Below are 21,778 nucleotides of genomic sequence, written 5' to 3'. Positions count from 1 at the left end.
GTTTCAGGCAGCGAGTTAAGGCAACACCCAAACCTATATCAATTTATTTTGATTTAGTTTTGGATTGCGCTAGACTCCCCTCCATGAATGCACTGGCTCCCTCTCTAACGGATGTGACCGATCATCTGGCGGGCTTTCTCAAGGCCGCCGGGGACCCGTTACGCCTGCAGGTATTGCAGGTGCTGGGCCAGAACAGCTTCGGGGTGCTGGAGCTGTGCGAGATCATGGCCATGAAGCAATCCGGCATGAGCCACCACCTCAAGGTGCTGGCAAAAGGCGGACTGGTGGAAAAGCGCCGTGAGGGCAACTCCATTTTCTACCGTCGTCGCCTGCCCCAGGCGGATGACGCAGAGGGTGCCGTTCACAGCGCCTTGCTGGACGAGCTGGATGATGGGTCTCTCAATGATGAGGTCGCGGCGCGACTGGAGCAGGTGCAACAGCAGCGTGCCGAGCAAAGCCGCGCCTTTTTTGCCCGGCACGCCGAACAGCATGATGCCCAGCAGGAGCTGATCGCCGAGTACGGGCAATATGCCGAGCAGGCCTGCGAGCTGCTGCTGCGCGCCAGCCCGGAAGGAAAACAGGTGCTGGAAATTGGCCCCGGTGACGGGCTGTTCCTGCTGGAGCTCGCCGGGCATTTTGAACAGGTTATCGGCCTGGACAATGCCGAGGCCATGCTCAAACGGGCACGCAAGGCCGTCGCCAAACGGTCAAATGTGGAACTGATACTGGGAGACTGGCCGGAAGCCGCCAGCAACCTGCCCACGGTCGACGCCGTGGTATTGAACATGGTGCTGCACCACTTGCCCGCACCGGCCAGCGCCATCCGCGCCGCAGCAGAACAACTGCAGGCCGGCGGCACACTGCTGATCACCGACCTGTGTCGGCATGACCAGCACTGGGCCCACGAAACCTGCGGGGATTTCTGGCTCGGCTTTGATGAAACCGACCTGGTGGACTGGGCCGGCCGCGCCGGGCTTGAGTTGCAGGAAAGCCAGTTTCTGGCACTGCGCAATGGGTTTCAGGTCCAGGTAAGAACATTTGAAAAACGCGACACGCTTACACGCAGCACGCAGCACGCTGTTCGCGAATAAGTATGTGGCAAAAACGAAAACAACTTGCGCCGCGATCCTGCGCCGCATGGAGATTAACCCGGTTTTCGCGTGATGCGTGTCAGCGTGTTGCGTGCAAGCAATTAACTTTAAGGGAGCACTCCAGTAATGAGTGAATATTCCATCTTTACCTCCGAATCCGTGTCCGAAGGCCATCCGGATAAAATGGCTGACCAGATCTCGGACGCCATTCTGGATGCCATCATCAAGGATGACCCCCACGCCCGCGTGGCGGTGGAGACACTGGTCAAAACCGGCATGGCCGTGGTCGCCGGTGAAGTGCGCACCAACACCTACGTGGAGCTGGAAGACATCGTTCGCCAGGTGATCCTTGATATCGGCTACGACAGCTCCGAAAAAGGCTTCGATGGCGCCAGCTGTGCCGTCCTTAACGGCATCGGCAAACAGTCCGCCGATATCGCCATCGGTGTGGACGAAGCCGAAGAGAAAGAAATGGGCGCCGGCGACCAGGGCCTGATGTTCGGCTTCGCCACTGACGAAACCGATACCCTGATGCCCGCCCCGGTGTACTACTCCCATCGTCTGGTGGAGCGTCAGGCCGAGCTGCGCAAGAACGGCACCCTGCCCTGGCTGCGCCCGGATGCGAAAAGCCAGGTCACCCTGCGTTACGACAACGGCAAGCCCGTGGCCGTGGATGCGGTGGTGCTGTCTACCCAGCATTCCCCGGACATCAAGCTGGCCGACCTGCGCGAAGCAGTGATGGAAGAAATCATCAAACCCGTGCTGCCGGAAGAATGGCTGCACAAGGACACCCTGTACCACGTGAACCCCACCGGGATTTTCGTGATCGGTGGCCCCATGGGTGACTGTGGCCTGACCGGCCGCAAAATCATCGTGGACACCTACGGCGGCATGGCCCGCCACGGTGGCGGCGCCTTCTCCGGCAAGGATCCGTCCAAGGTCGACCGCAGCGCGGCCTACGCCGGGCGTTACGTGGCCAAGAACATTGTCGCCGCCGGGCTGGCCAGCAAGTGCGAGATCCAGGTGAGCTACGCCATCGGCGTGGCCGAGCCCACCTCCATCTCGGTGAACACTTTCGGCACCGGCAAGATCAGCGACAACGCCATCGTCGATCTGGTCCGTGAACATTTCGATCTGCGCCCGCGCGGCATTATCGAAATGCTCGACCTGCGCAAGCCGATCTATCGTCCTACCGCCAGCTACGGCCACTTCGGCCGCGAAGGCTTCAGCTGGGAAAAAACCGACAAGGCCGCCGACCTGGCCAAGGTACTTTAAAAGAAACGCTTGCACGCAACACGCAAGCACGCCAGACACCGCACGGCTCAGGGAGGAGCCATGCATAGACGCTACAAGGATCTACGGGTGTGGCAATCCGCGATACAACGGGTTATTGCCACACATCAGCTCACACGAACCTTCCCTGCGGAAGAAAAGTTCGTACTGACTCAACAAATGCAGCGCTCTACATTGAGCATTCCTTCCAATATTGCAGAAGGATACGGAAGAGGAAGTGACGCAGCTTTACGCCGCTTCCTGCTCATTGCAAGAGGCTCATTGTTTGAACTGGAAACACAGGCTCTGATCGCCGCCCAACTTGGCTATCTGAAGGTGGAATCACTTCAGGAAGCGATAGACAAAGTGTTCGCCCAACTGGCCGCACTGATTCGGCACATCGGCGAACAGTAATTTTTTCAGCGTGATGCGTGCAAGCGTGTTGCGTGCAAGCGGAGACTCACCATGAACGCAAAAACCGATACCTTTACCGACTATAAAGTCGCCGATATTTCCCTTGCAGCCTATGGCCGCTCGGAAATTCACATTGCCGAAACCGAAATGCCGGCACTGGTTACCATTCGTGAAAAATACCGTGCCGAGCAGCCGCTGAAAGGCGCCAAAATCATCGGCTGTATTCACATGACCATCCAGACCGCCGTGCTGATCGAAACCCTGGTCGCACTGGGTGCCGAAGTACGCTGGTCCAGCTGCAACATCTTCTCCACCCAGGACCACGCCGCTGCCGCCATCGCCGCTGCCGGCGTCCCTGTGTTTGCCTGGAAAGGCGAAACCGAAGAAGAGTACATGTGGTGCATCGAGCAGACCTGTCGCGACGGCAACGGCGAGCTGTGGGAAGCCAACATGATCCTGGATGATGGCGGCGATCTGACCGGCTACATCCATGAAACTTACCCGGCCATGCTCGACAATATTCACGGCATCACCGAAGAAACCACCACCGGTGTACACCGTCTCTACGAGATGCTGAACAAAGGCACATTGAAAGTGCCCGCAGTGAACGTGAATGATTCCGTCACCAAGAGCAAGAACGACAACAAGTACGGCTGTCGTCACTCTCTCAACGATGCCATCAAGCGCGGCACCGATCACCTGCTGTCCGGCAAGAAAGCACTGGTCGTTGGCTATGGCGATGTGGGCAAGGGTTCCGCCCAGTCCCTGCGCCAGGAAGGCATGATCGTGAAAGTTACCGAAGCAGATCCGATCTGCGCCATGCAGGCCTGCATGGACGGCTTTGAAGTCGTCAGCCAGTACAAGGACGGCATCAACGATGGCAGCGAAGCCTCCATCAACACCGAGCTGCTGGGCAACACCGATCTGCTGGTGACCACCACCGGTAACTTCAATGTCTGCGATGCCAACATGCTCAAGGCCATCAAGAAAGGCGCCGTGGTCTGCAACATCGGTCACTTCGACAACGAAGTGGACACCGCCTTCATGCGCAAGACCTGGGAATGGGAAGAGGTGAAGCCACAGGTACACAAGGTATGGCGTGACAAGGCCGCCGGCGATTTCCTGCTGCTGCTCTCCGAAGGGCGCCTGGTCAACCTGGGCAACGCCACCGGGCACCCCAGCCGCATCATGGACGGCTCCTTCGCCAACCAGGTCCTCGCGCAGATGTACCTGTTCGATCAGGGCTACGCCAACCACTCTGACGCAGTGAAAGAAAAAATGCTCAAGGTGGAAGTGCTGCCCAAACAGCTGGACGAAGAAGTGGCCCGTTACATGGTGGAAGGCTTCGGTGGCGTGATCACCAAACTCACCAAAGAACAGGCCGACTACATCGGCGTCGGCGTGGAAGGCCCCTTCAAACCGGAACATTACAAGTATTAACGCAGGCACGCGACACGCATCACGCAACAGGCGTGGTGCGTGATGCGTGCAGCATGAAGCGAGCTCGTTATGAAACGAATCAGTTTTGAGTTTTTCCCTCCCAAGACAGAACAGGGAAAGGAAAAGCTGCTGGCGACCCAACAAAAACTGCAAGTGAAGAACCCGGAGTTTTTTTCCTGCACCTTTGGCGCCGGTGGATCCACCCGTGACAACACCCGCGACATGATCAACAAGCTGCGCGAGCAGCATGGCGATACCGCGCCGCACCTGAGCTGCATCGGCCAGAGCCGGGACGAAATTCTCGAGCTGGTGAACGGCTACAAAGCGGCAGGCGTCACCCGCATTGTCGCCCTGCGTGGCGACCTGCCCTCCGGCATGGGCTACGCCCAGAGCGAGATCAAGTACGCCGACGAACTGGTGCAATTGATCCGTCAGGAAACCGGCGATCACTTCACCCTGGAAGTCGCCGCCTACCCGGAAATGCACCCGCAGGCACGCAGCTTTGAAGACGACATTGCTCACTTCAAGCGCAAGGTCGACGCCGGCGCCAACAGCGGCCTGACCCAGTATTTCTATAATGCCGATGCCTACGGCTATTACATGGATGCGCTGCACAAGGCCGGCTGCGATGCCCCCGTCTACCCGGGCATCATGCCGATTCTTAATGTGGCCAACCTGCTGCGTTTTTCCAGCACCTGCGGTGCCGATGTGCCACGCTGGCTGCAAAGCAAACTCAACGACATCAAGGACGACGATGTCGCAGTAAAAGCCTTTGGCGAAGAAGTGGTCACCCGGCTGTGCGAACGGCTGCTGGCCATGGGCGCACCGGGCCTGCATTTCTACACCATGAACCAGGCCGGCCCGAATCTGCGCATTCTCGATAATCTGGGAATGTGACAAGAGACGCTGCACGCAACATGCTTCACGCGGCAACGCGGGTTGGGTTAAGTGCCATACGGCAACCGCCCTGCCCGCGAAAGGTCAATTGAAAGTTCAAAGTGGAAAGTTGAAAAGCGCAAAACCCTGGAACTTTTCCAGCTTTCCTTTTCTATTTCTCGTAGCTCGTAGCTCGTAGCTCGTAGCTCGTAGCTCGTAGCTCGTAGCTCGTAGCTCGTAGCTCGTAGCTCGTAGCTCGTAGCTCGTAGCTCGTAGCTCGTAGCTCGTAGCTCGTAGCTCGTAGCTCGTAGCTCGTAGCTCGTAGCTCGTAGCTCGTAGCTCGTAGCTATGCTTTTCCGCTATAAACATTAGCGCATATTTGTATTTCTCCTCCTTCCTCACTCGCCCTACCCTTAATCAGACACACCGTCACGGAGCGTCTCCTGCGCACCCGCCACAAGCGGTTTGTCAGGCCGCTCCCCAATCCCGGTGATTCGATTCCGGGAGGAGGTTCATCATGCCCGCCCGCGCGCTGGCCGATTTTCTCGATAACAACGGCGTGAATTATCACTGCTATAACCACCCGCCCGCTGTTACCGCTTCAGAGGTAGCACAGTCCGCCCATATTCCCGGCCGGCATATGGCCAAGACCGTGATTGTGGACGTGGATGGAAAGCTGGCCATGGCCGTGCTGCCTGCCAATCAATATCTGGACCCGGAAAAATTACGCCTGGCCCTGCAGGCCAATCGCGTTGAGCTGGCCAGCGAAGACGACTTCAAGGATTGCTTCCCACTCTGCGAACCCGGTGGCGAGCCCCCCTTCGGGAATCTGTACAACATGAACGTGTATGTGGACGACACCTTGCTCAGCGAAGACTGGCTTGCCTTTAACGCGGGCACGCATACAGAAGTGATAAAAATGGGCATGGGCGATTTTCTTCGCCTCAGTCAGGCCCAGGCGTGTGCCTTTGCCATGCTGCATTGATTCCCTGCCATCGGTTTCCCCTTTCCCCGCCTTCCAGGCGGGGCTTTCTTTAGGTTCATCACGGATTAGAGTGAATAACACGCTTTTCGCCGTCTGACGGGCTTATCACAAATACCCGGCACTTTGCCAAACGCTGGACGCCGAACGCCTGACGCAAACCCCCATAGCCTGAGAGGTTGTCGTTTTTGCGCAGAGAGCATGGCGACCAAGGTTTTTAGGTTTTGAATTCAAGCGTCCGTCGTCGGGCATCCGGCGTCCTGCGGCTGCCAGGGCGGGATAATGAGACAAGTTCTGAAACCCGCTGATCACTCAATTCCGCAATGAACCTTTCTTTAAGGATTAAAGTGAACCTCACAGGCCCATGCCTCGCCGGCTGTCATCGTTCGTTCGCGTCCCCATGGTATGCTAAGGCGAAATGATTGATGGAAAGACACGCATGCCCTCTCGCACCCCTCAGCACCCGCTTCGCCGCACCAAGATTGTTGCCACCGTCGGCCCCGCCTCTGCACCGGAACCCATGCTCGACACACTGATCGGTGCGGGCGTAAACGTCTTCCGGCTGAATTTTTCCCACGGCACCGCCGATACCCACCGGGATACCGCCGACAAGATTCGCCGCTGCGCCGAGCAACGCGGCCAGCACGTGGCCATTCTGGCGGATCTGCAGGGGCCCAAAATCCGCATTGGCTGCTTCCGTGACGGCCCCATCATGCTCAGCGCCGGGCAGCCTTTTACCCTGGATACGGCCCTGCCGGATGACGCCGGCAATGCCGAACAAGTCGGCGTCAGCTACCCGCCTCTACCCACCGATTGTCAGGCCGGGGATATTCTGCTGCTCAATGACGGCCTGCTGGAACTGGAAGTGAACGCCATCAACGGCACCCGTGTGGAGTGCACCGTGCGGGTGGGGGGCGAACTGTCTGATCACAAAGGTGTCAACCGCAAGGGCGGCGGCCTCAGTGCCCGCGCCCTCACCGAAAAAGATCTGGCCGATATCCTCACCGCCGCCGACATGGACGTGGATTTCCTCGCCCTGTCTTTTCCCCGTGATGCCGATGATGTGGAAGAGGCTCGCCGCCGCTACCAGAGCGCCGGCGGCAAAGGTGGCATCATTGCCAAAATTGAGCGCGCTGAAGCGGTTGCGGATGACGACACCCTGGACGCGATCATTGTGGCCTCAGACGGGGTCATGGTGGCCCGCGGCGATCTGGCGGTGGAAATTGGCGATGCGGAGCTGGTCGGCGTGCAGAAGCACATCATCCGCCGAGCGCGGGCGCTGAACCGTTTCGTGATCACCGCCACCCAGATGATGGAATCCATGATCCACAGCCCCCAGCCAACCCGGGCGGAAGTCTCCGACGTGGCCAACGCGGTGCTGGATGGCACCGATGCGGTGATGTTGTCGGCGGAAACCGCCGTTGGCGATTTTCCGCAAGAAACCGTGCAGGCCATGGACCGCATTATTCTTGGCGCCGAACGCACCTGGCAGGAACGCAGGACCGATCGGCCCATCAATGACCGTGCGGACAACATTGATGAAGTCATCGCCATGGCCGCCATGCAGGCCGCCAACCGGTTGAGCAACGTAGCGGCCATTATCGCCATGACGGAAACTGGCAACACCCCGCGGCTGATGTCACGGCTACGCTCGGGCATGCCCATCTATGCGTTCACCCCCTACCCCTCAAGCCAGCGGCGCGTGGCGATTCTGCGCGGCGTCCATGCCATTCCCTTCGACAGCCACGCACTGGCCAGCGACACCGTGAACCGCCAGGCAGTGAGCATGCTGGAAGCCATGGGCGTGGTGCAGACCGGCGACCGGGTGCTGATCACCAAGGGCAACTACGACGACGCCCACGGCGGCACCAACACACTGAAAATCGTGGAAGTGGGCGGCAATATTCAATAAGGGGGGCGCTCTTCAAAACTAACCACACCGGTTTGATTAGCTGCCCTCCTCGCACACCCCGGCCGGCAAGACGCTTGACGCCAGATGCCCGACAAAAACCTGCAGCCTGCAGGTTTTCCAGGTCAGGCATCTGGCGCCCAGACTGCAGCGTGCAAATAACATTCCTACACCATTCCCATACGCAAAAAGACGCCAATAGCGGAACCCCCGTTCTAGACTGAAATCACACAGGCTCCGTAAGGCGTATAACAATGAAAATCGGTCTGGTTGTGGATTCAGGTTGTGACCTGCCCAAAGACTTTATTGATGCCAACAACATTCTGGTGATGCCGGTTCCGATCCGTATCGGCAAGGAAATCTATGTGGATGACCGGGACCCGCAGCGGGCCCGGGAATTCTATGCCCGCCACGAAATCGACAAGAGCCACGACGCAGAAACCGCGCCGCCCTCCGTAGAACAGATCCGCACCCTGTTACTGGACCATGCCGTGGGCGAATTCGATTACGCTCTGGTGCAAACGGTTCCCAAGAGCCGCAGCCCCATTTACGACAACGCCACCGAAGCCGCCCACGCCATACTCTCCGGCTACAAAAAAGTCCGTGAGGCCGCCGGCCGGGAAGGGCCCTTCCGCATTCGTGTCAGCGACAGCCAAACCCTGTTCGCCGCACAGGGCGTCCTTGCCGCCGAAACCGTTCGCCTGATCAATGCCGGCACCAAAATTGGCGACATTCGCCAACGCATCAGCGACCTTACCCCCAAGACCACCGGCTATGCGGTGGTGCCAGACCTTTACTACGTGCACAAACGCGCCCGTAAAAAGGGAGACAAGAGCGTTGGCTTTGTCGGCGCGCTGATGGGCTCAGCCCTGGATATCAAACCGATTCTCTGCGCCCGCCGGGACCAGACCTTTCCGGTCGCCAAGGTGCGAGGCTTTGAAAGCGCAGTGGAAAAAATGTTTGCCCACGCCTGCCAATGCGTGGAAGACGGCTTGCTGACGCCGATTGTCTGCGTCAGTTACGCCGGCGACCCGGATGCCGCCTTCCAGATGCCCGGCTTCAGCGCCCTGAAAGCCGCTACCGAGAAACACGATGTCCAGTTGCTGGTTAGCCATATGGGGCTCACCGGCGGCGTGAATATCGGCCCCGGCGCCATCAGCGTGGGGTTTATCACCGACCAGGAAAACTTCCAATAATCACCGATTACCGGCCATTCGACCGGCCAAGCCGTTTGCCCCTTTTTTCCCGCGACAAACCCGTTAGTATGTCCGCGCACCGTGCACCAATAATGACGCTGGACAGAACGCAAAATAATCCCGGCGCAGGCACACAAAAGCACGATTGCCTCATTGGCTAACGGGAGAGAACAATGCAAATTGGTCTGGTGGTCGACGCAACGTGCGACCTGCCAAAACACTATATTGATCAACATCAGATACAGGTCCTGCCCATTTCCATCCGCATCGGTGACGCTGTGTTTGTGGATAGTCGCGACCCTCAACAGCGCCAGGATTTTTACGCCGACAACCGGCTGGACAAAGGCCAGGACGCCGAATCCGTCCCCCTCGACACTGACGCGTTCCGCCAGTTTTTCCTCGACAGAATCGTCAGCCAGTACGACTATGCGCTGGTTCAAACGCTGCCCGCCAGCCGTAGCCCCATGTTCAACAATGCCACCCGCGCATCCCATGGCATCTTGCGCGACTACAAGGCGGTGCGAGCAGAAGCCGGCGTTGAAGGCCCTTTTGCCTTGCGGGTTACCGATAGCCAGACCCTGTTCTGCGGCCAGGCGGTGCTGGCTGCTGCCACCATCAACATGATTGGCAAAGGCATGCGCGTCAGCGATGTCCGCAACCGGGTTAACGCGCTGATCCCGTTCACCAGCGGTTATTCTGTGGTCGATGATCTTTACTATGTGCAGAAACGTGCGCGCAAGAAAGGCGACAAAAGCGTCAGCTGGTTAAGCGCAAAACTGGGCAGCACGCTGGATATCAAGCCCATCCTCTGCGCACGGGCAGGCGAATCGTTTCCGGCAGACAAAGTGCGCGGCTACCCGGCCGCTGTGGAAAAAATGTTCGCGCATGCCTGTGACTGCATTCGCCAGGGCCTGCTGGAACCTGTTGTCTGTGTCAGCTATGCCGGCGACGAAAACCGTATTGCCGAATTGCCCGGCTTCCGTGAATTAAAACTGTGCGCCAAACAACACGGCGTGGAACTGCTCAGCACGGGCATGAGCCTTACCGGTGGCGTCAATCTTGGCCCAGGTGCGGTCAATGTGGGCTTTATCAGCGAGACCACCACCTTCTCCTGACACCCTGGCGGCTCCGCTGGCTGCACAGGCAATCCATGCCTGCCTGTGCAGCCACACCTGCCGCTTTCTGACTTGTAAAATCTCCCCCCAGCGCTTTCTCAAGCGCCGCCCGAATACGGCTTTTCGGCAACAGTCTTCTTTCAGCTTTGCTGGCATAGTAGCGCCTGAATTGAAGGAGGAACCATGTCTGATTCCATCAGCACCTTGAAAAACAAGGGCTTGCCAGCCGATGCGCTGGCCTTTATCGAGTCCTTGCCCGCTGACCAGGCCAGCAAACTGGCGGACACCGTGCTCGCCGCACTGGAAACCAAAGACGCCCGCGTGGAAAAGGCCATGAATAATGCCTTGAACGTGGTGCCCGGGCCTTTCCGTCGCCCAGTCAAAAAGATGTTGTTCGGTTAAGTCAGCAGGAGACAGATCATGCATATTGAAACCCAGGCCGAGCTACTCAAGCTGAGCCGTCTGCTGGAAACCGACGAAGCCGACATGGCCTTTCTGGACGGCCAGGACCTGAATACCCTGGCCGCGTTCCGTAACAGCGTTTCCAGTTTTTTCTATGAACAGCACCAGGACAGCTACCAGCGCCTGGCCGGTATCAGCAAGCTGGTGCCCACCGGTGCCAGCGCCAAACTGGCGACCACCGTGCTTGGCTCCGTGCTGGCCGCCGGCATCGCCTCCGAGCTACCCGCCGAGCGTGCCATCAAGCTGGCTGACAAGCTGCCCGACGATTTTCTTGCCAAGCTGTGCATCCACCTGGAGCCGACTTATTCCCGCGCCTTGCTGGCCACCATGCCCGACAAGATTGTCGCCACCGTTGCCAAAGCACTGCTGGCCATGAATGAGCACATCACCCTGGCCCGCTTTGTCGCCGTGATTCAGCCATCCGCCCTGAAGGCCGTCACCAGCACTGTTAATGACGGTGAAGCCATGGTGAAAATCGCGCTGTATCTGGAAGACAAAAGCAAACTCGACACCCTGCTTGGGCTACTCAGCGAGACCCAGCAACGGGCCACCCTGAAAGCCGCCACGGACCATGAGCTGTGGCCCGCCGTGCTGTCACTGAATGGCCACCTGAACACCCAGCTCCGCGGCCAGATGGGCAACCTGGTGGCCGAACAGGGCGAAACCGTGCTGAGCCGTATCATTGAAGTCGCCAGTGACCAGCAGCTGTGGACCAACCTGCTGCAGGCAGTGAATGCCATGGACAATACCCATCAGCAGGCGGTGGTCAACGTGGCCAAGCTGCGCGAAGAGCACATCATGGAAAGCCTGATCACCACCGTGGCAGAAGAAAACAGCTGGGATGAATTACTGCCACTGCTGCCGCTGCTGGACCATGCCCACCTGACCCCGGCACTGGACGTGCTCACCGAACGCCAACCCCAGACCCTGGACCAGGCACTCAGCCAGGCCCACGACAGCAACCTGCTGGGGCTGTTCGGGCACTTGCCGGAAGGAGAAGAGCAGCGTGTTGCCAAGGCACTGAAAAACCACGCGACGGATAGCTGGCAGGCATTCGTTGCGCGTAACAGCGATGCCCAGGAAATCGCCTCCCTCAAAGCCCAGCTGGGCTGAGAGGCGTTAGCTGCGAGGCCGGGTTGCGGTTACCCCGCACCCGGCCCCGACGGCGATCACGAACGACCCGCCGGGTACTGCGGCAAGTCATCGTCGATGGACCACCAGTTACAGGCTGAATCCACGTAAAAGTGAAACGCCGGCCTAGTCACCAACGCCTCATTCAGCAACCCCGCCCGGATACGCACCACACCCGGCAGGCTTTCAAGGCGACTCAACACCGGCGAACCGCACTCGCGACAGAACACACGCTGCTTGCCCGGCGTTGACTCATACCCTTTCAATAAATCTTCCCCACGCACCCAGCGCAACTGCGTCGTTTCCACCGGAATATTGGTAACCAATGCAGTGCCCTGCGCCTTGCGACACTGCTGGCAGTGGCACACCTGTATCGGCTCCAGCTCACCGTCAATCTCGAACGCGACGCCACCGCAAAGACAACTGCCTGTGTACATATTCATTCCATTTTAGTTGCTGTAGGCGCGCCACTGGCGGCGCGATTACCTGAGTATCGAGTTGCGAGAAGCGAGAAGCGAGTTTCGAAATTCAAAACCTGAAAACCACATTGTTTACGGTTTTCGCTACTCGATACTCGCAACTGCTTTTATCGCGCCGCCAGCGACGCTCCTACAAAAGAATGTTTCGGCACCTTATCAACGCGCCATATGCTCCACCAGAAAGTCCACGAACTGGCGCACCTTCGGTGACAAGTGCCGATGACGGGGATACACCACCCACACCGCCGTGTGGGTGCAGGCATACTGATCCAGCACCGACACCAGATCGCCGCGTGCAAGATCGTCCGCCACATAATAATCCGGCAATTGCACCAGCCCGATGCCCTTGCGCGCTGCGTCCAGCAAGGCCACTCCGGAGTTGCCTTTCCAGTTCCCCTGCACCTTGCTGTGGCGATGCTGGCCGTCCACATCGAAGGCCCACTGCTCCGAAGAACCCTGCAGGCAATTATGGCCACCCAACTCGCCCAGGGTATGGGGCCGGGCATGGCGCTCGAAATACGCCGGCGATCCCACCACATATTCCCGCCGGGGGCAGAGCCTGCGGGCAATCAGGGAGGAGTCCGGCAAGGCCCCGGTGCGGATCGCCACATCGAACCCCTCATCCACGATATCCACCCGCCGGTTGGTGAAATCCAGCTGCACTGACAACTGCGGATGGCACGCCAGAAAGTCGTTGACCAGTGGCGCGATAAAACGCTCGCCAAAGGTGGTGGCGCAGGTCAACCGCAACACACCGGTGGGCTGCTGCTGGAAGTCACTGATCGCATTCAGTGCTTCCTGAAACCCGTCGAACAACTGGCAACAGTGATCAAAGTAAACCGCGCCGGCATCCGTCAGGGTAAGCCGCCGGGTGGTGCGGTACAGCAACTGCGTCCCCAACTGGGTTTCCAGCCGCGCCACCAGCCGGCTCACGTGAGAGCTGGAAACCCCCAGGTCCCGGGCGGCGCGCGCAAAGGATCCCAGCCGCACCACCTCCACGAAGGCCTCAATTCGATCCCAATGCTGCATTGTTGCTCCTGAGCAATAATCTATTGCCGAATTGTGCCTTATAGCCTGATTCGTGTCTGCGTATAGTGAATCCACTTACTCGTGGTTCGTTCGGCCGATCCAACGACGTAAACCGGCATCAGCCGGTCTGCGCGGGGCCCAACCACCACTCAAATGCCGTTATCGCTGGAGTCATCATGAAATCACGCGCCGCTGTGGCCTGGGAAGCAGGCAAACCCCTGGTTATCGAAGAAGTTGATGTGGCTGGCCCGAAAGCCGGTGAAGTGCTGGTGCAGATCGTCGCCACCGGTGTCTGCCACACGGACGCCTACACCCTGTCCGGGAAAGATCCGGAAGGCCTGTTCCCTTCCATTTTCGGCCATGAAGGCGCCGGTATCGTTCAGGAAGTGGGCGAAGGCGTCACCAGCCTGAAACCCGGCGACCATGTGATTCCGCTCTATACCGCCGAATGCCGTCAGTGCAAATTCTGCCTCAGCGGCAAGACCAACCTGTGCCAGGCGGTACGCGCCACCCAGGGCAAGGGCCTGATGCCGGATAACACCAGCCGCTTTTCCCTGAACGGCAAACTGCTACACCACTACATGGGCACCAGCACTTTCTCCGAGTACACCGTGGTGCCGGAAATCTCCCTGGCCAAGGTGAGCAAGGAAGCGCCGCTGGACAAGATCTGTCTGCTCGGCTGTGGCGTTACCACCGGCATTGGCGCGGTGCTCAATACCGCCAAGGTAGAAGCAGGATCCACCGTGGCGGTGTTCGGCCTCGGCGGCATCGGCCTGTCGGTGATTCAGGGTGCGGTCATGGCCAAGGCTGAACGCATCATTGCCATCGACACCAACCCGGCCAAGGAAACCCTGGCACGCCAGTTTGGCGCCACCGACTTTATCAACCCGAAGGATTACAACGACTCTATCCAGGAAGTGATTGTCGAACTCACCGACGGCGGTGTGGATTATTCCTTCGAGTGCATCGGTAACGTGAACGTGATGCGCTCTGCCCTTGAGTGCTGTCACAAGGGCTGGGGTGAATCCATCGTTATCGGCGTGGCCGGTGCCGGCGAAGAAATTTCCACCCGCCCGTTCCAACTGGTCACCGGCCGGGTCTGGAAAGGCTCCGCGTTCGGCGGCGTCAAAGGCCGCACTGAATTACCCGGTTACGTGGATCGCTACATGAAAGGCGAGATCAAGATTGATGAATTCGTCACCCACACCATGGGACTTGAAGACATCAACACAGCGTTTGATTTACTGCACGAAGGAAAAAGCATTCGCTCTGTGATTCTTTTTTGATGAAGACGCTGCACGCAACAGGCACCACGCAACAACGTGATGCCTGTTCGTGCAAGCCGAAAGTTCAACGCCACGCAGCAAGCACTGCATTGCTGCGCGGCCGCAAACATTACCTCACCTGTCACGCTGGCCCGCTTTATTGTCTGGAGCCTGTTGCGTGCCGCGTGAAACCTGAAGCGAGGTCTTCATGTCTGATATTGAATTAGTGTCCGCCACCAAATCGTTTGGCGGCTGGTTGAAGCGCTACAAACATCGCAGCCAGGTACTCAACTGCGAAATGATCTTTGCCATTTATCTACCCCCAGCGGCAGAAGCGAATGACGTTCCACTGCTGTGGTGGCTGTCCGGGCTGACCTGCACGGATGAAAATTTCATGCAGAAAGCCGGCGCTCACAAAACTGCCGCGGAACTGGGGCTGGCGATTGTCTGCCCGGACACCAGCCCACGTGGTACCGACTTGCCCGGTGAACATGAAAGCTACGACTTTGGCTCCGGCGCCGGCTTCTATGTGAATGCCACCCAGTCACCCTGGAGCCAGCACTACCGCATGTACGACTATGTGACGGAAGAATTGCCGGCGCTGGTACAGGAACATTTCCCACTCACCGGCAAGCAGGCCATCAGCGGCCATTCCATGGGCGGGCACGGTGCCCTGATCTGCGCCCTGAAAAACCCGGGCCGCTACACCTCGGTCTCCGCCTTCGCCCCGATCAGCAACCCGATGCAATGCCCCTGGGGCGAAAAAGCGTTGGCCGGCTACATGGGCGACAACAAGGATAACTGGAAAGCCTGGGATAGCTGCGAGCTTCTGAAGGAAAAAGGAAGTGCGTTACCACTGATGGTCGATCAGGGGGATGCGGATAATTTCTATACCGATGGACAGCTACGCCCGGAAGCACTAAGCGCGGCCTGCGAAGAAGCCGGCGTACCGATCACCCTGCGCATGCAGCCCGGTTACGACCATTCCTATTTCTTTATCGCCAGCTTTATCGACGACCATCTCAAGTACCACTTTCACCATCTGAGTCAGCCAGCGTAGCCGCTCGCTGTACAGGTCGACCCAGGAAAAACCTGGGCCGACCTGCCCTTCTCTCACATCACTACTTCGCCTGAAAGGCGTCCAGCAACAGGGCGCTGTTGGCTTCAACCGCCGTGGTAATCGCCAGTGCGGGATTTTCGATACGGAATTTCGGGTTGTGATTCAGAGGCGGCAACTCCCCTGTCTGCATGTAGTTCTTCATCACATCCGCGGCGCCGCCACCCACTTCCACAAACAGGGTTTCAGCACCTTCGATACCCGCCACCAGCATGGGAAAATCCTCGGACCCCATTACCGGGGGAATACCCGGCATCAACCGTTTCTTACCCAGGCTGGCGGACAGGGTGGCATTGGCCTGCTCGGCCAGGGAAGGCGCATTCACCACCGGTTCCGCATAACCGAGCATGGTGTAGGTGGGGGCTCGCTCTTCGGGAACACCCGCCGCCTCGGCGATGCCCTGGGTTTCACGCTTGATGGCATCGAGCAGGGTCTGGCGAGTGGATTTTTCATACCAGCGCAGATTCACTTTCAGGGTGCCGGTTTCGGGAATCACGTTATGGGTTTCCCCCACCTGCATGGCGCCTACGGTCAACACGGCGGGTTCCTGGGCCGGAATATTACGGCTCACGATGGTCTGATACGCCATCACCGTACGCGCCCCCATGACCACCGGATCGATGGTGCCTTCCGGCCGGGAGCCATGGCCTCCGATACCGGTAAGATGGACATCCAACTGGTCACTACCGGCCATGCGACGCCCGGCTTTTACCGCCACAGTACCCGACGGCCATACCGGGTAGATGTGTGCCGAAATCAACAACGAGGGCTCTGGTACCTTGTCGTACAAGCCGTCGTCCACCATGGCCTGAGCCCCGGCAATCAGTTCTTCCGCTGGCTGCCCCACCAACACCAGGGTGCCGGACCAGCTATCGCGGGTTTCCATCATTACCTTGGCAATACCCAGCAACCAGGCGGTGTGCGCATCATGGCCACAGGCATGGGAAACGTACTGGCTGCTGCCATCGTCGAGCGTGACCTGTTTCTTGCTGGCATAGGACAGGCCGCTGTCTTCCTTCACCGGCAGGGCATCCATGTCGCTGCGGAACATGATGACCGGCCCTTCGCCATTTTTCAGTACTGCCGCCAGCCCCGTTTGCGCAATACCGGTATGCACCTTGTAACCCATTTTTTTCAGCTTTTTGGCCACCAGCGCAGCAGTCTCGTCCAGTTGAAAGGCCAATTCCGGGTTGGCGTGAACCTGCTGGAAAATCGCCTCCAGATCCTGGCTCTGCGCCTGGGCCAGCTGGCGAACCGTCTCACTTAATGCCGGTGAAATCGCCGCGCCTGATAGGCCCGGCAGCGCCAAAGCGGCCGCCACCAGCGGCCCCCGAAGAATGTTGGCTGTGAACATGCTCTCTCCCGTGATTCATTTTTGGAATTGTATTTCATAAATGAATCACGGCGGCCCGGCCCGGTCAAGAAAAGCCCCGCCCCTTATGCCAGAAGTGGGACATGGCCCGGCTGCCCGCGGACCGCATCCAGCCAGGCCCTGACGCCGGGATAGGCCTGCAACGAAAAACCGCCTTCATCCGCCACATGGGTATAGGCGTACAAGGCAATGTCCGCAATGGAGTAGCGCCCACCCACGAAGAAAGGCTCGGCCTGTAAATGCCGCTCCATCACTGCCAGCGCCTCATGCCCCTTTTGCTGTTTCTCTTGCAAGGCATCCGCATATTTTTCCGGTTCACCCAGCACATGCAGCCAGTAACGGGAAGTCGCAATATTGGGTTCGTGGTTGTACTGCTCGAAGAACATCCACTGCAGCACCTGGGCCTGTTCGAAGGCATCAACGGGCATTAGCTGGCTGTCTCGCGCCAGATACCAGAGCGCCGCATTGGATTCCGGCAGGGCTCTTCCCTCCGGGGTTACCAGCACCGGGATACGGCCGTTAGGGTTGATCGCTAGGAAGTCGTCGCTGCGGGTTTCGCCACGAGTAATGTCTTTTTCCACTCGCTCGACAGGAACACCAAGCTGTGCCATGGCCAGGCGTAATTTGTAGCAGTTACCGGAAGAGGCAAATTCATACAGGCGATACATATCAGATCCTTCTGATAAGAAATCAAGCACCCCGGCGACAGAATTTCACCGCACCGGGAATCGGGCACAGAAACTGCCTTGTTTCAGAAAAGCGCACAACCACCGGCTTGTCGAGCCACCCTGCTAAATGCATCGCGGTACAGCCGCAAAGCAGCATACAAAAGGTTCATCGCGGAATTGAGTGATCAGCCAGCTCCAGAACTTGTCTCATTATCCCGACTTGGCAGCCGCTGGACGCCGGATGCCCGACGAAGGACGCTTGCATTCAAAACCTGAAAACCTTGGCCGCCATACTCTCTGTGCAAAGTGCATGGCCCGATTATTGCCATCAATGATAGCCTGACAGTTCCTCAAAATACCTCTCAAAAGAGATGCCGGGATAACGACAGCCTCTCAGGCTATGGCGGTTTACGTCAGGCATCCGGCGTCGAGCGTTTGGCAAAGTGCCGGGTATTCGGGATAAACCAGGCAGATGGCGAGAAACGTGTTAGTCACTTTAATCCGCGAAGAACCTAAAAAAAGCCAGGGCATTGCCCTGGCTGGCTCGGGAGAGCATAACTTTATTTCAGGAAAATAGGTCTTCAGCGCCTTCCTAGCTTTTCATGATTTCGGCCAGACGCTGATTGATGGTGCCGGTACATTCGCTGATGATGTCATCGATAATCTCTGCACAGCTCGGGTAACTGTTGATCAGGCCCTGCACCATGCCAGACGTCCAGATACCACCATCGATTTCACCGGAAGTGAGCGCAGCCTTGCCCTTCACGCCGGCAACCAGATCCACGATATAGTCGAACTTCATGTCCTGACCTTTTTCGCGTTCGATTTCATTAACTTTGGTGGCCACCCGGTTTTTGTAAACGCGGGCGGTGTTTTTCAACGGGCGGAAGATCAAAGCGGTGTCCAGTTCGGAGGCTTCGGCAATGGCCTTTTTCATGTTTTCGTGTACCGGGGCTTCTTTGGAAGCCAGGAAACGGGTACCCATGTTGATACCGTCGGCACCCAGCGCCAGACACGCCGCCATCTGCGCCCCCGTACCGATACCACCGGACGCCAACATGGGAATCTTCAACACCCGGGCCGCGGCCGGCAACAGTACCAGGTTGGGAATATCATCTTCCCCCGGGTGGCCGGCACATTCGAAGCCATCCACGGATACCGCATCCACACCCACTTTTTCCGACTTGAGCGCATGCCGCACGGACGTACATTTGTGCACCACCTTCACCCCGTATTCCTTGAACAGGGGCATGTGCGGTTCCGGGTTACGGCCGGCGGTTTCCACCACGGTGACACCGTTTTCACAAATCACCCGGGCGTATTCCTCGTAGGGCACCGGCTTGATGGTCGGCAGAATGGTCAGGTTCACACCGAAGGGCTTGTCGGTCATTTCCTTGCAGCGTTTGATTTCCTTGTCCAGGTCTTCCGGGGTCGGCTGCGTGAGGGCGGTGATAATGCCCAGACCGCCGGCATTGGAAACGGCGGCGGCAAGCTCCGCATAACCCACGTTCTGCATGCCGCCCTGAACGATCGGGTATTCAATGCCCAGCAATTCGGTAATACGTGTTTTCATCGATGTTCCTCTCTCATAGTGCCTGTCTCCACCAGCCTCTCAGTTCAGCGTCGTTTCAACGTACAGAGGGCGTCTCGCGGAGCACGATGGCGGGAAATTAATCACGCCGCACGGCGTGCCAGCAATGACCGGAATTCTCACCGGCTGGATTGGTTCGGGTAGCAACGCCGACAACCATAGCCCAACACCCGCTGAATTCGCGGCCTGCACGTTTCGCCGATCCACGTCGGCCGAAAGCACCAAACTACACAGCATTTTCTGTTTTGTATGCCATGGCGGTCTGTTTTCTGGCCCGTGCCGGAGTGTTGCCGGTCCAGCGGCGGTAGGCCCGACTGAAGGCACTGTGCTCGGAAAACCCCAGCAGCAAGGCAATATCCCCCAGGGTCAGCGACAGGTCGGCCAGATAGTGGCGGGCCAGTTGTTCACGGGTGCGATCCAGCAGCTCCCGCCAGGTTAACTGCCGCTCGGTGAGACGACGCTGCAAAGTGCGCACGGACATGTGCAGCTCCGCTGCCAGGCGCGGCAGGGTCACCGCCGCTTCCGGCATCAATCGCACCATGGCCTGTTGCAAGGCCCGGTCAAAACTGTCGGAATCCGGCAGCGCCAGCAGCATAGCCTGGGCCTGCCGATCCAGCAGGCTGCGCATGCTCGGGTCGCTGTGCGGCAAGGCAATGGCAAGAAAATGGACAGGAAAGGCAACACAGGTATGCGCCTGAGCGAACTGGACCGGGCACCCGAAGAAGGCTTCAAACGCCGCCCGGATCGACGGCCCGGGGGCTGGGAAGGCGAAGGCAACGCGGGTCGGCACCGGTGGTGTATCCACCTGCCGGCGCAGGAAGCTGACCAGGGCCGCGATAGCCACACTGTCCGCCAGCTCCCCGGTGGAATCCGCTCCGGGCCAGCGCACCAGCATCTGATCATCTTGCCCCACCACCTCCACCATATCCTGCCCGTAGAACAAGGTTTCGTAGCGCTGGTAGGCCAGCATGGCTTCGCCCAGGGTCCGGCAGGTGAGAATCAGATAGCCCAGCATGCCCACGTGGCGGGGCTGGATCATGGCGCCGATTTCCAGCCCCGGGGCCAACCGCTCCGGGCGCAACAACACCGCCTGCTGTAGCAGATCCCGCCACAGCGGCAGCGGCACCACATCCGCTGGCGAGCGGCTGTCCAGCACCGTGCGCAATGCAGGGGCAGGCAGGTTTTCCCGGTCCAGCCAGTCGGTCAGCAACTGTACCCAGGCACCGGTAACACGCATGGCAGCGGCCATGGTCTCTCCTTGTGGGTGACGTCTATCCTGTTGGCGTAAATTGTCAAAAATAAGACATGGATAGTCAATACTATCCGCCGCGCTTGTCGCACACTGCCAACATCAACGCTCCACCGCGTTCCTCACCGAGCTTCGAGGTTTCTATGGCACTGATGGACTGGTTCAACACTATCTGGCTGAACAGCGGGCTGGCACCCCTATGGAATGCCCTTCCCGACTGGCTGGCCCTGGATGCCCGACAGCTGATCTTTGTGGTGGCCACGCCGCTTTTTATTGGCTTGTTCCTGTGGGAATACCGCAAGATTCGCCACAACAACCGGCTGGTGGATGGCCGCGAGTCCTGGCTCAATTTCATGCTGGGCGCTGGCTACCAGACCACCGAGCTGCTATTCGCCGGGCTGATTGCCTTCCCACTCTATGCCTTTGCGTATCAGCACCGGTTGCTCGATATTGAGCTCAACCTCTTTACCGCCATCGCCCTGTGGTTCCTGGTAGATTTCTGCTACTACGGTTTCCACCGTACCTCACACCGGGTGCGCTGGTTCTGGGCCGCCCATGTGACCCACCACTCTTCCGAGCGGATGAATTTCTCCACCGCCATGCGCCAGAATGCCACCAACATCTTCAACGGCGGCTGGTTGTTCTACGTGCCGCTGGCCTTTCTCGGTTACAACCCGGTATGGATCGGGGTGTGCTATGCACTGTCGCTGGTGTACCAGTACTTCATCCACACCACCCTGGTGGGCAAACTGCACCCTGCCATCGAATATATCTTCAATACGCCCAGCCATCACCGGGTGCACCACGGCCGCAACCCGGAATATATCGACCGGAACTACGCGGGCGTTTTCATCATCTGGGATCGCCTGTTCGGCACTTTCGTGGAAGAGAAAGAGGAGCAACCGGTGGAGTACGGCATCACCCGCCCGGTGTACAGCAACAGCCTGGTGGTGAACTGGTGTCATGAATACGCAGACATGTTCCGGGCCATGCGGCAGAAAGGCCCGCTAACGCAGCGCCTGAAACATCTGTGGAAACCGCCGGAATGGGAGAGGGAGAGCAATTAATAGTTAATAATGAATAATTAATAACGTCACGGTCACGTTTTGTTTTACTGAAA

General features: G+C 58.5%; 20 protein-coding genes. 14 read left to right on the top strand and 6 right to left on the bottom strand.

The features are described from left to right. Positions 1 to 83 precede the first annotated feature (83 nt). The 11 genes from ADG881_RS11765 to ADG881_RS11710 all read left to right on the top strand — a co-directional run bounded on the left by ADG881_RS11765 (position 84) and on the right by ADG881_RS11710 (position 11,870). On the top strand, positions 84 to 1,091 hold the full coding sequence (locus tag ADG881_RS11765) for a metalloregulator ArsR/SmtB family transcription factor (RefSeq protein ID WP_007149472.1): 1,008 nt from the start codon (positions 84 to 86) through the stop codon (positions 1,089 to 1,091). Positions 1,092 to 1,217: 126 nt separating this feature from the next. Then, entirely contained in the window at positions 1,218 to 2,366 is a 1,149-nt protein-coding gene (gene metK / locus ADG881_RS11760; protein ID WP_007149486.1) for a methionine adenosyltransferase, read from the top strand. 60 nt (positions 2,367 to 2,426) lie between these two features. Next, positions 2,427 to 2,777, top strand: a complete 351-nt coding sequence (locus ADG881_RS11755) for a four helix bundle protein (RefSeq protein ID WP_198005008.1) — start codon at positions 2,427 to 2,429, stop codon at positions 2,775 to 2,777. A 51-nt stretch (positions 2,778 to 2,828) separates the two neighbouring features. Beyond that, entirely contained in the window at positions 2,829 to 4,217 is a 1,389-nt protein-coding gene (ahcY, locus tag ADG881_RS11750; RefSeq protein WP_007148609.1) for an adenosylhomocysteinase, read from the top strand. A gap of 69 nt (positions 4,218 to 4,286) precedes the next feature. Continuing rightward, complete coding sequence (gene metF, locus ADG881_RS11745; protein ID WP_007150295.1) at positions 4,287 to 5,114, top strand: methylenetetrahydrofolate reductase [NAD(P)H]; 828 nt, start codon at positions 4,287 to 4,289, stop codon at positions 5,112 to 5,114. Between the two features lie 496 nt (positions 5,115 to 5,610). Beyond that, complete coding sequence (locus ADG881_RS11735; RefSeq protein ID WP_007150313.1) at positions 5,611 to 6,078, top strand: aminoacyl-tRNA deacylase; 468 nt, start codon at positions 5,611 to 5,613, stop codon at positions 6,076 to 6,078. 415 nt (positions 6,079 to 6,493) lie between these two features. After that, complete coding sequence (gene pyk, locus ADG881_RS11730) at positions 6,494 to 7,987, top strand: pyruvate kinase (RefSeq protein WP_007150129.1); 1,494 nt, start codon at positions 6,494 to 6,496, stop codon at positions 7,985 to 7,987. A 251-nt stretch (positions 7,988 to 8,238) separates the two neighbouring features. Next, positions 8,239 to 9,180 (top strand): DegV family protein, encoded by a 942-nt coding sequence (locus tag ADG881_RS11725; protein WP_007148390.1) that lies wholly within the window; start codon positions 8,239 to 8,241, stop codon positions 9,178 to 9,180. 173 nt (positions 9,181 to 9,353) lie between these two features. Continuing rightward, positions 9,354 to 10,295, top strand: a complete 942-nt coding sequence (locus ADG881_RS11720; protein ID WP_007150720.1) for a DegV family protein — start codon at positions 9,354 to 9,356, stop codon at positions 10,293 to 10,295. 183 nt (positions 10,296 to 10,478) lie between these two features. Then, positions 10,479 to 10,697 (top strand): hypothetical protein, encoded by a 219-nt coding sequence (locus tag ADG881_RS11715; RefSeq protein WP_007151188.1) that lies wholly within the window; start codon positions 10,479 to 10,481, stop codon positions 10,695 to 10,697. 18 nt (positions 10,698 to 10,715) lie between these two features. Further along, positions 10,716 to 11,870 (top strand): hypothetical protein, encoded by a 1,155-nt coding sequence (locus ADG881_RS11710; RefSeq protein ID WP_007148603.1) that lies wholly within the window; start codon positions 10,716 to 10,718, stop codon positions 11,868 to 11,870. A gap of 56 nt (positions 11,871 to 11,926) precedes the next feature. On the opposite strand, the gene ADG881_RS11705 is transcribed toward ADG881_RS11710, so the two are convergent. Together ADG881_RS11705 and ADG881_RS11700 are read right to left on the bottom strand one after the other, a co-directional pair. Further along, complete coding sequence (locus tag ADG881_RS11705; protein ID WP_198005007.1) at positions 11,927 to 12,325, bottom strand: GFA family protein; 399 nt, start codon at positions 12,323 to 12,325, stop codon at positions 11,927 to 11,929. A gap of 198 nt (positions 12,326 to 12,523) precedes the next feature. Then, positions 12,524 to 13,396: a LysR family transcriptional regulator gene (locus ADG881_RS11700; protein ID WP_007148345.1), complete on the bottom strand. Its 873-nt coding sequence runs from the start codon at positions 13,394 to 13,396 to the stop codon at positions 12,524 to 12,526. A gap of 176 nt (positions 13,397 to 13,572) precedes the next feature. Here ADG881_RS11700 and ADG881_RS11695 point away from each other — a divergent pair, with 176 nt between their 5' ends. Beyond that, positions 13,573 to 14,682: an S-(hydroxymethyl)glutathione dehydrogenase/class III alcohol dehydrogenase gene (locus tag ADG881_RS11695; protein ID WP_007150147.1), complete on the top strand. Its 1,110-nt coding sequence runs from the start codon at positions 13,573 to 13,575 to the stop codon at positions 14,680 to 14,682. Positions 14,683 to 14,869: 187 nt separating this feature from the next. Next, positions 14,870 to 15,721 (top strand): S-formylglutathione hydrolase, encoded by an 852-nt coding sequence (gene fghA, locus ADG881_RS11690; RefSeq protein ID WP_007148479.1) that lies wholly within the window; start codon positions 14,870 to 14,872, stop codon positions 15,719 to 15,721. 61 nt (positions 15,722 to 15,782) lie between these two features. On the opposite strand, the gene ADG881_RS11685 is transcribed toward fghA, so the two are convergent. From ADG881_RS11685 to ADG881_RS11670, 4 genes are all read right to left on the bottom strand, one after another. Beyond that, entirely contained in the window at positions 15,783 to 17,132 is a 1,350-nt protein-coding gene (locus ADG881_RS11685) for an amidohydrolase (RefSeq protein WP_007151141.1), read from the bottom strand. A gap of 83 nt (positions 17,133 to 17,215) precedes the next feature. Continuing rightward, positions 17,216 to 17,818 carry a glutathione S-transferase family protein gene (locus ADG881_RS11680; RefSeq protein ID WP_007150110.1) on the bottom strand — a complete coding sequence of 201 codons (603 nt, stop codon included), beginning with the start codon at positions 17,816 to 17,818 and terminating at the stop codon, positions 17,216 to 17,218. A gap of 592 nt (positions 17,819 to 18,410) precedes the next feature. Continuing rightward, entirely contained in the window at positions 18,411 to 19,391 is a 981-nt protein-coding gene (locus tag ADG881_RS11675; protein ID WP_007150081.1) for a nitronate monooxygenase family protein, read from the bottom strand. A gap of 244 nt (positions 19,392 to 19,635) precedes the next feature. Next, on the bottom strand, positions 19,636 to 20,658 hold the full coding sequence (locus ADG881_RS11670; protein ID WP_007149523.1) for an AraC family transcriptional regulator: 1,023 nt from the start codon (positions 20,656 to 20,658) through the stop codon (positions 19,636 to 19,638). A 143-nt stretch (positions 20,659 to 20,801) separates the two neighbouring features. On the opposite strand from ADG881_RS11670, the gene ADG881_RS11665 reads away from it, so the two are divergent. Next, positions 20,802 to 21,725, top strand: a complete 924-nt coding sequence (locus tag ADG881_RS11665) for a sterol desaturase family protein (RefSeq protein ID WP_007148858.1) — start codon at positions 20,802 to 20,804, stop codon at positions 21,723 to 21,725. Positions 21,726 to 21,778 lie beyond the last annotated feature (53 nt).

Source organism: Alcanivorax sp. DG881, from assembly GCF_000155615.1.
Lineage (GTDB): Bacteria > Pseudomonadota > Gammaproteobacteria > Pseudomonadales > Alcanivoracaceae > Alcanivorax.
Note: the sequence above shows the minus strand (reverse complement) of the source record. Positions and strands in the feature narration are given on the sequence as shown.

What these genes read in the sequence shown, in the direction of transcription:
- metF (WP_007150295.1), top strand. Translation starts at nt 4,287, where the DNA reads ATGAAACGAATCAGTTTTGAGTTTTTCCCTCCCAAGACAGAACAGGGA.
- ADG881_RS11705 (WP_198005007.1), bottom strand. Translation starts at nt 12,325, where the DNA reads ATGTACACAGGCAGTTGTCTTTGCGGTGGCGTCGCGTTCGAGATTGAC.
- ADG881_RS11710 (WP_007148603.1), top strand. Translation starts at nt 10,716, where the DNA reads ATGCATATTGAAACCCAGGCCGAGCTACTCAAGCTGAGCCGTCTGCTG.
- ADG881_RS11765 (WP_007149472.1), top strand. Translation starts at nt 84, where the DNA reads ATGAATGCACTGGCTCCCTCTCTAACGGATGTGACCGATCATCTGGCG.
- ADG881_RS11715 (WP_007151188.1), top strand. Translation starts at nt 10,479, where the DNA reads ATGTCTGATTCCATCAGCACCTTGAAAAACAAGGGCTTGCCAGCCGAT.
- ahcY (WP_007148609.1), top strand. Translation starts at nt 2,829, where the DNA reads ATGAACGCAAAAACCGATACCTTTACCGACTATAAAGTCGCCGATATT.
- ADG881_RS11700 (WP_007148345.1), bottom strand. Translation starts at nt 13,396, where the DNA reads ATGCAGCATTGGGATCGAATTGAGGCCTTCGTGGAGGTGGTGCGGCTG.
- fghA (WP_007148479.1), top strand. Translation starts at nt 14,870, where the DNA reads ATGTCTGATATTGAATTAGTGTCCGCCACCAAATCGTTTGGCGGCTGG.
- pyk (WP_007150129.1), top strand. Translation starts at nt 6,494, where the DNA reads ATGATTGATGGAAAGACACGCATGCCCTCTCGCACCCCTCAGCACCCG.
- ADG881_RS11695 (WP_007150147.1), top strand. Translation starts at nt 13,573, where the DNA reads ATGAAATCACGCGCCGCTGTGGCCTGGGAAGCAGGCAAACCCCTGGTT.
- ADG881_RS11720 (WP_007150720.1), top strand. Translation starts at nt 9,354, where the DNA reads ATGCAAATTGGTCTGGTGGTCGACGCAACGTGCGACCTGCCAAAACAC.
- ADG881_RS11735 (WP_007150313.1), top strand. Translation starts at nt 5,611, where the DNA reads ATGCCCGCCCGCGCGCTGGCCGATTTTCTCGATAACAACGGCGTGAAT.
- ADG881_RS11755 (WP_198005008.1), top strand. Translation starts at nt 2,427, where the DNA reads ATGCATAGACGCTACAAGGATCTACGGGTGTGGCAATCCGCGATACAA.
- ADG881_RS11675 (WP_007150081.1), bottom strand. Translation starts at nt 19,391, where the DNA reads ATGAAAACACGTATTACCGAATTGCTGGGCATTGAATACCCGATCGTT.
- ADG881_RS11665 (WP_007148858.1), top strand. Translation starts at nt 20,802, where the DNA reads ATGGCACTGATGGACTGGTTCAACACTATCTGGCTGAACAGCGGGCTG.
- ADG881_RS11725 (WP_007148390.1), top strand. Translation starts at nt 8,239, where the DNA reads ATGAAAATCGGTCTGGTTGTGGATTCAGGTTGTGACCTGCCCAAAGAC.
- ADG881_RS11670 (WP_007149523.1), bottom strand. Translation starts at nt 20,658, where the DNA reads ATGGCCGCTGCCATGCGTGTTACCGGTGCCTGGGTACAGTTGCTGACC.
- ADG881_RS11685 (WP_007151141.1), bottom strand. Translation starts at nt 17,132, where the DNA reads ATGTTCACAGCCAACATTCTTCGGGGGCCGCTGGTGGCGGCCGCTTTG.
- metK (WP_007149486.1), top strand. Translation starts at nt 1,218, where the DNA reads ATGAGTGAATATTCCATCTTTACCTCCGAATCCGTGTCCGAAGGCCAT.
- ADG881_RS11680 (WP_007150110.1), bottom strand. Translation starts at nt 17,818, where the DNA reads ATGTATCGCCTGTATGAATTTGCCTCTTCCGGTAACTGCTACAAATTA.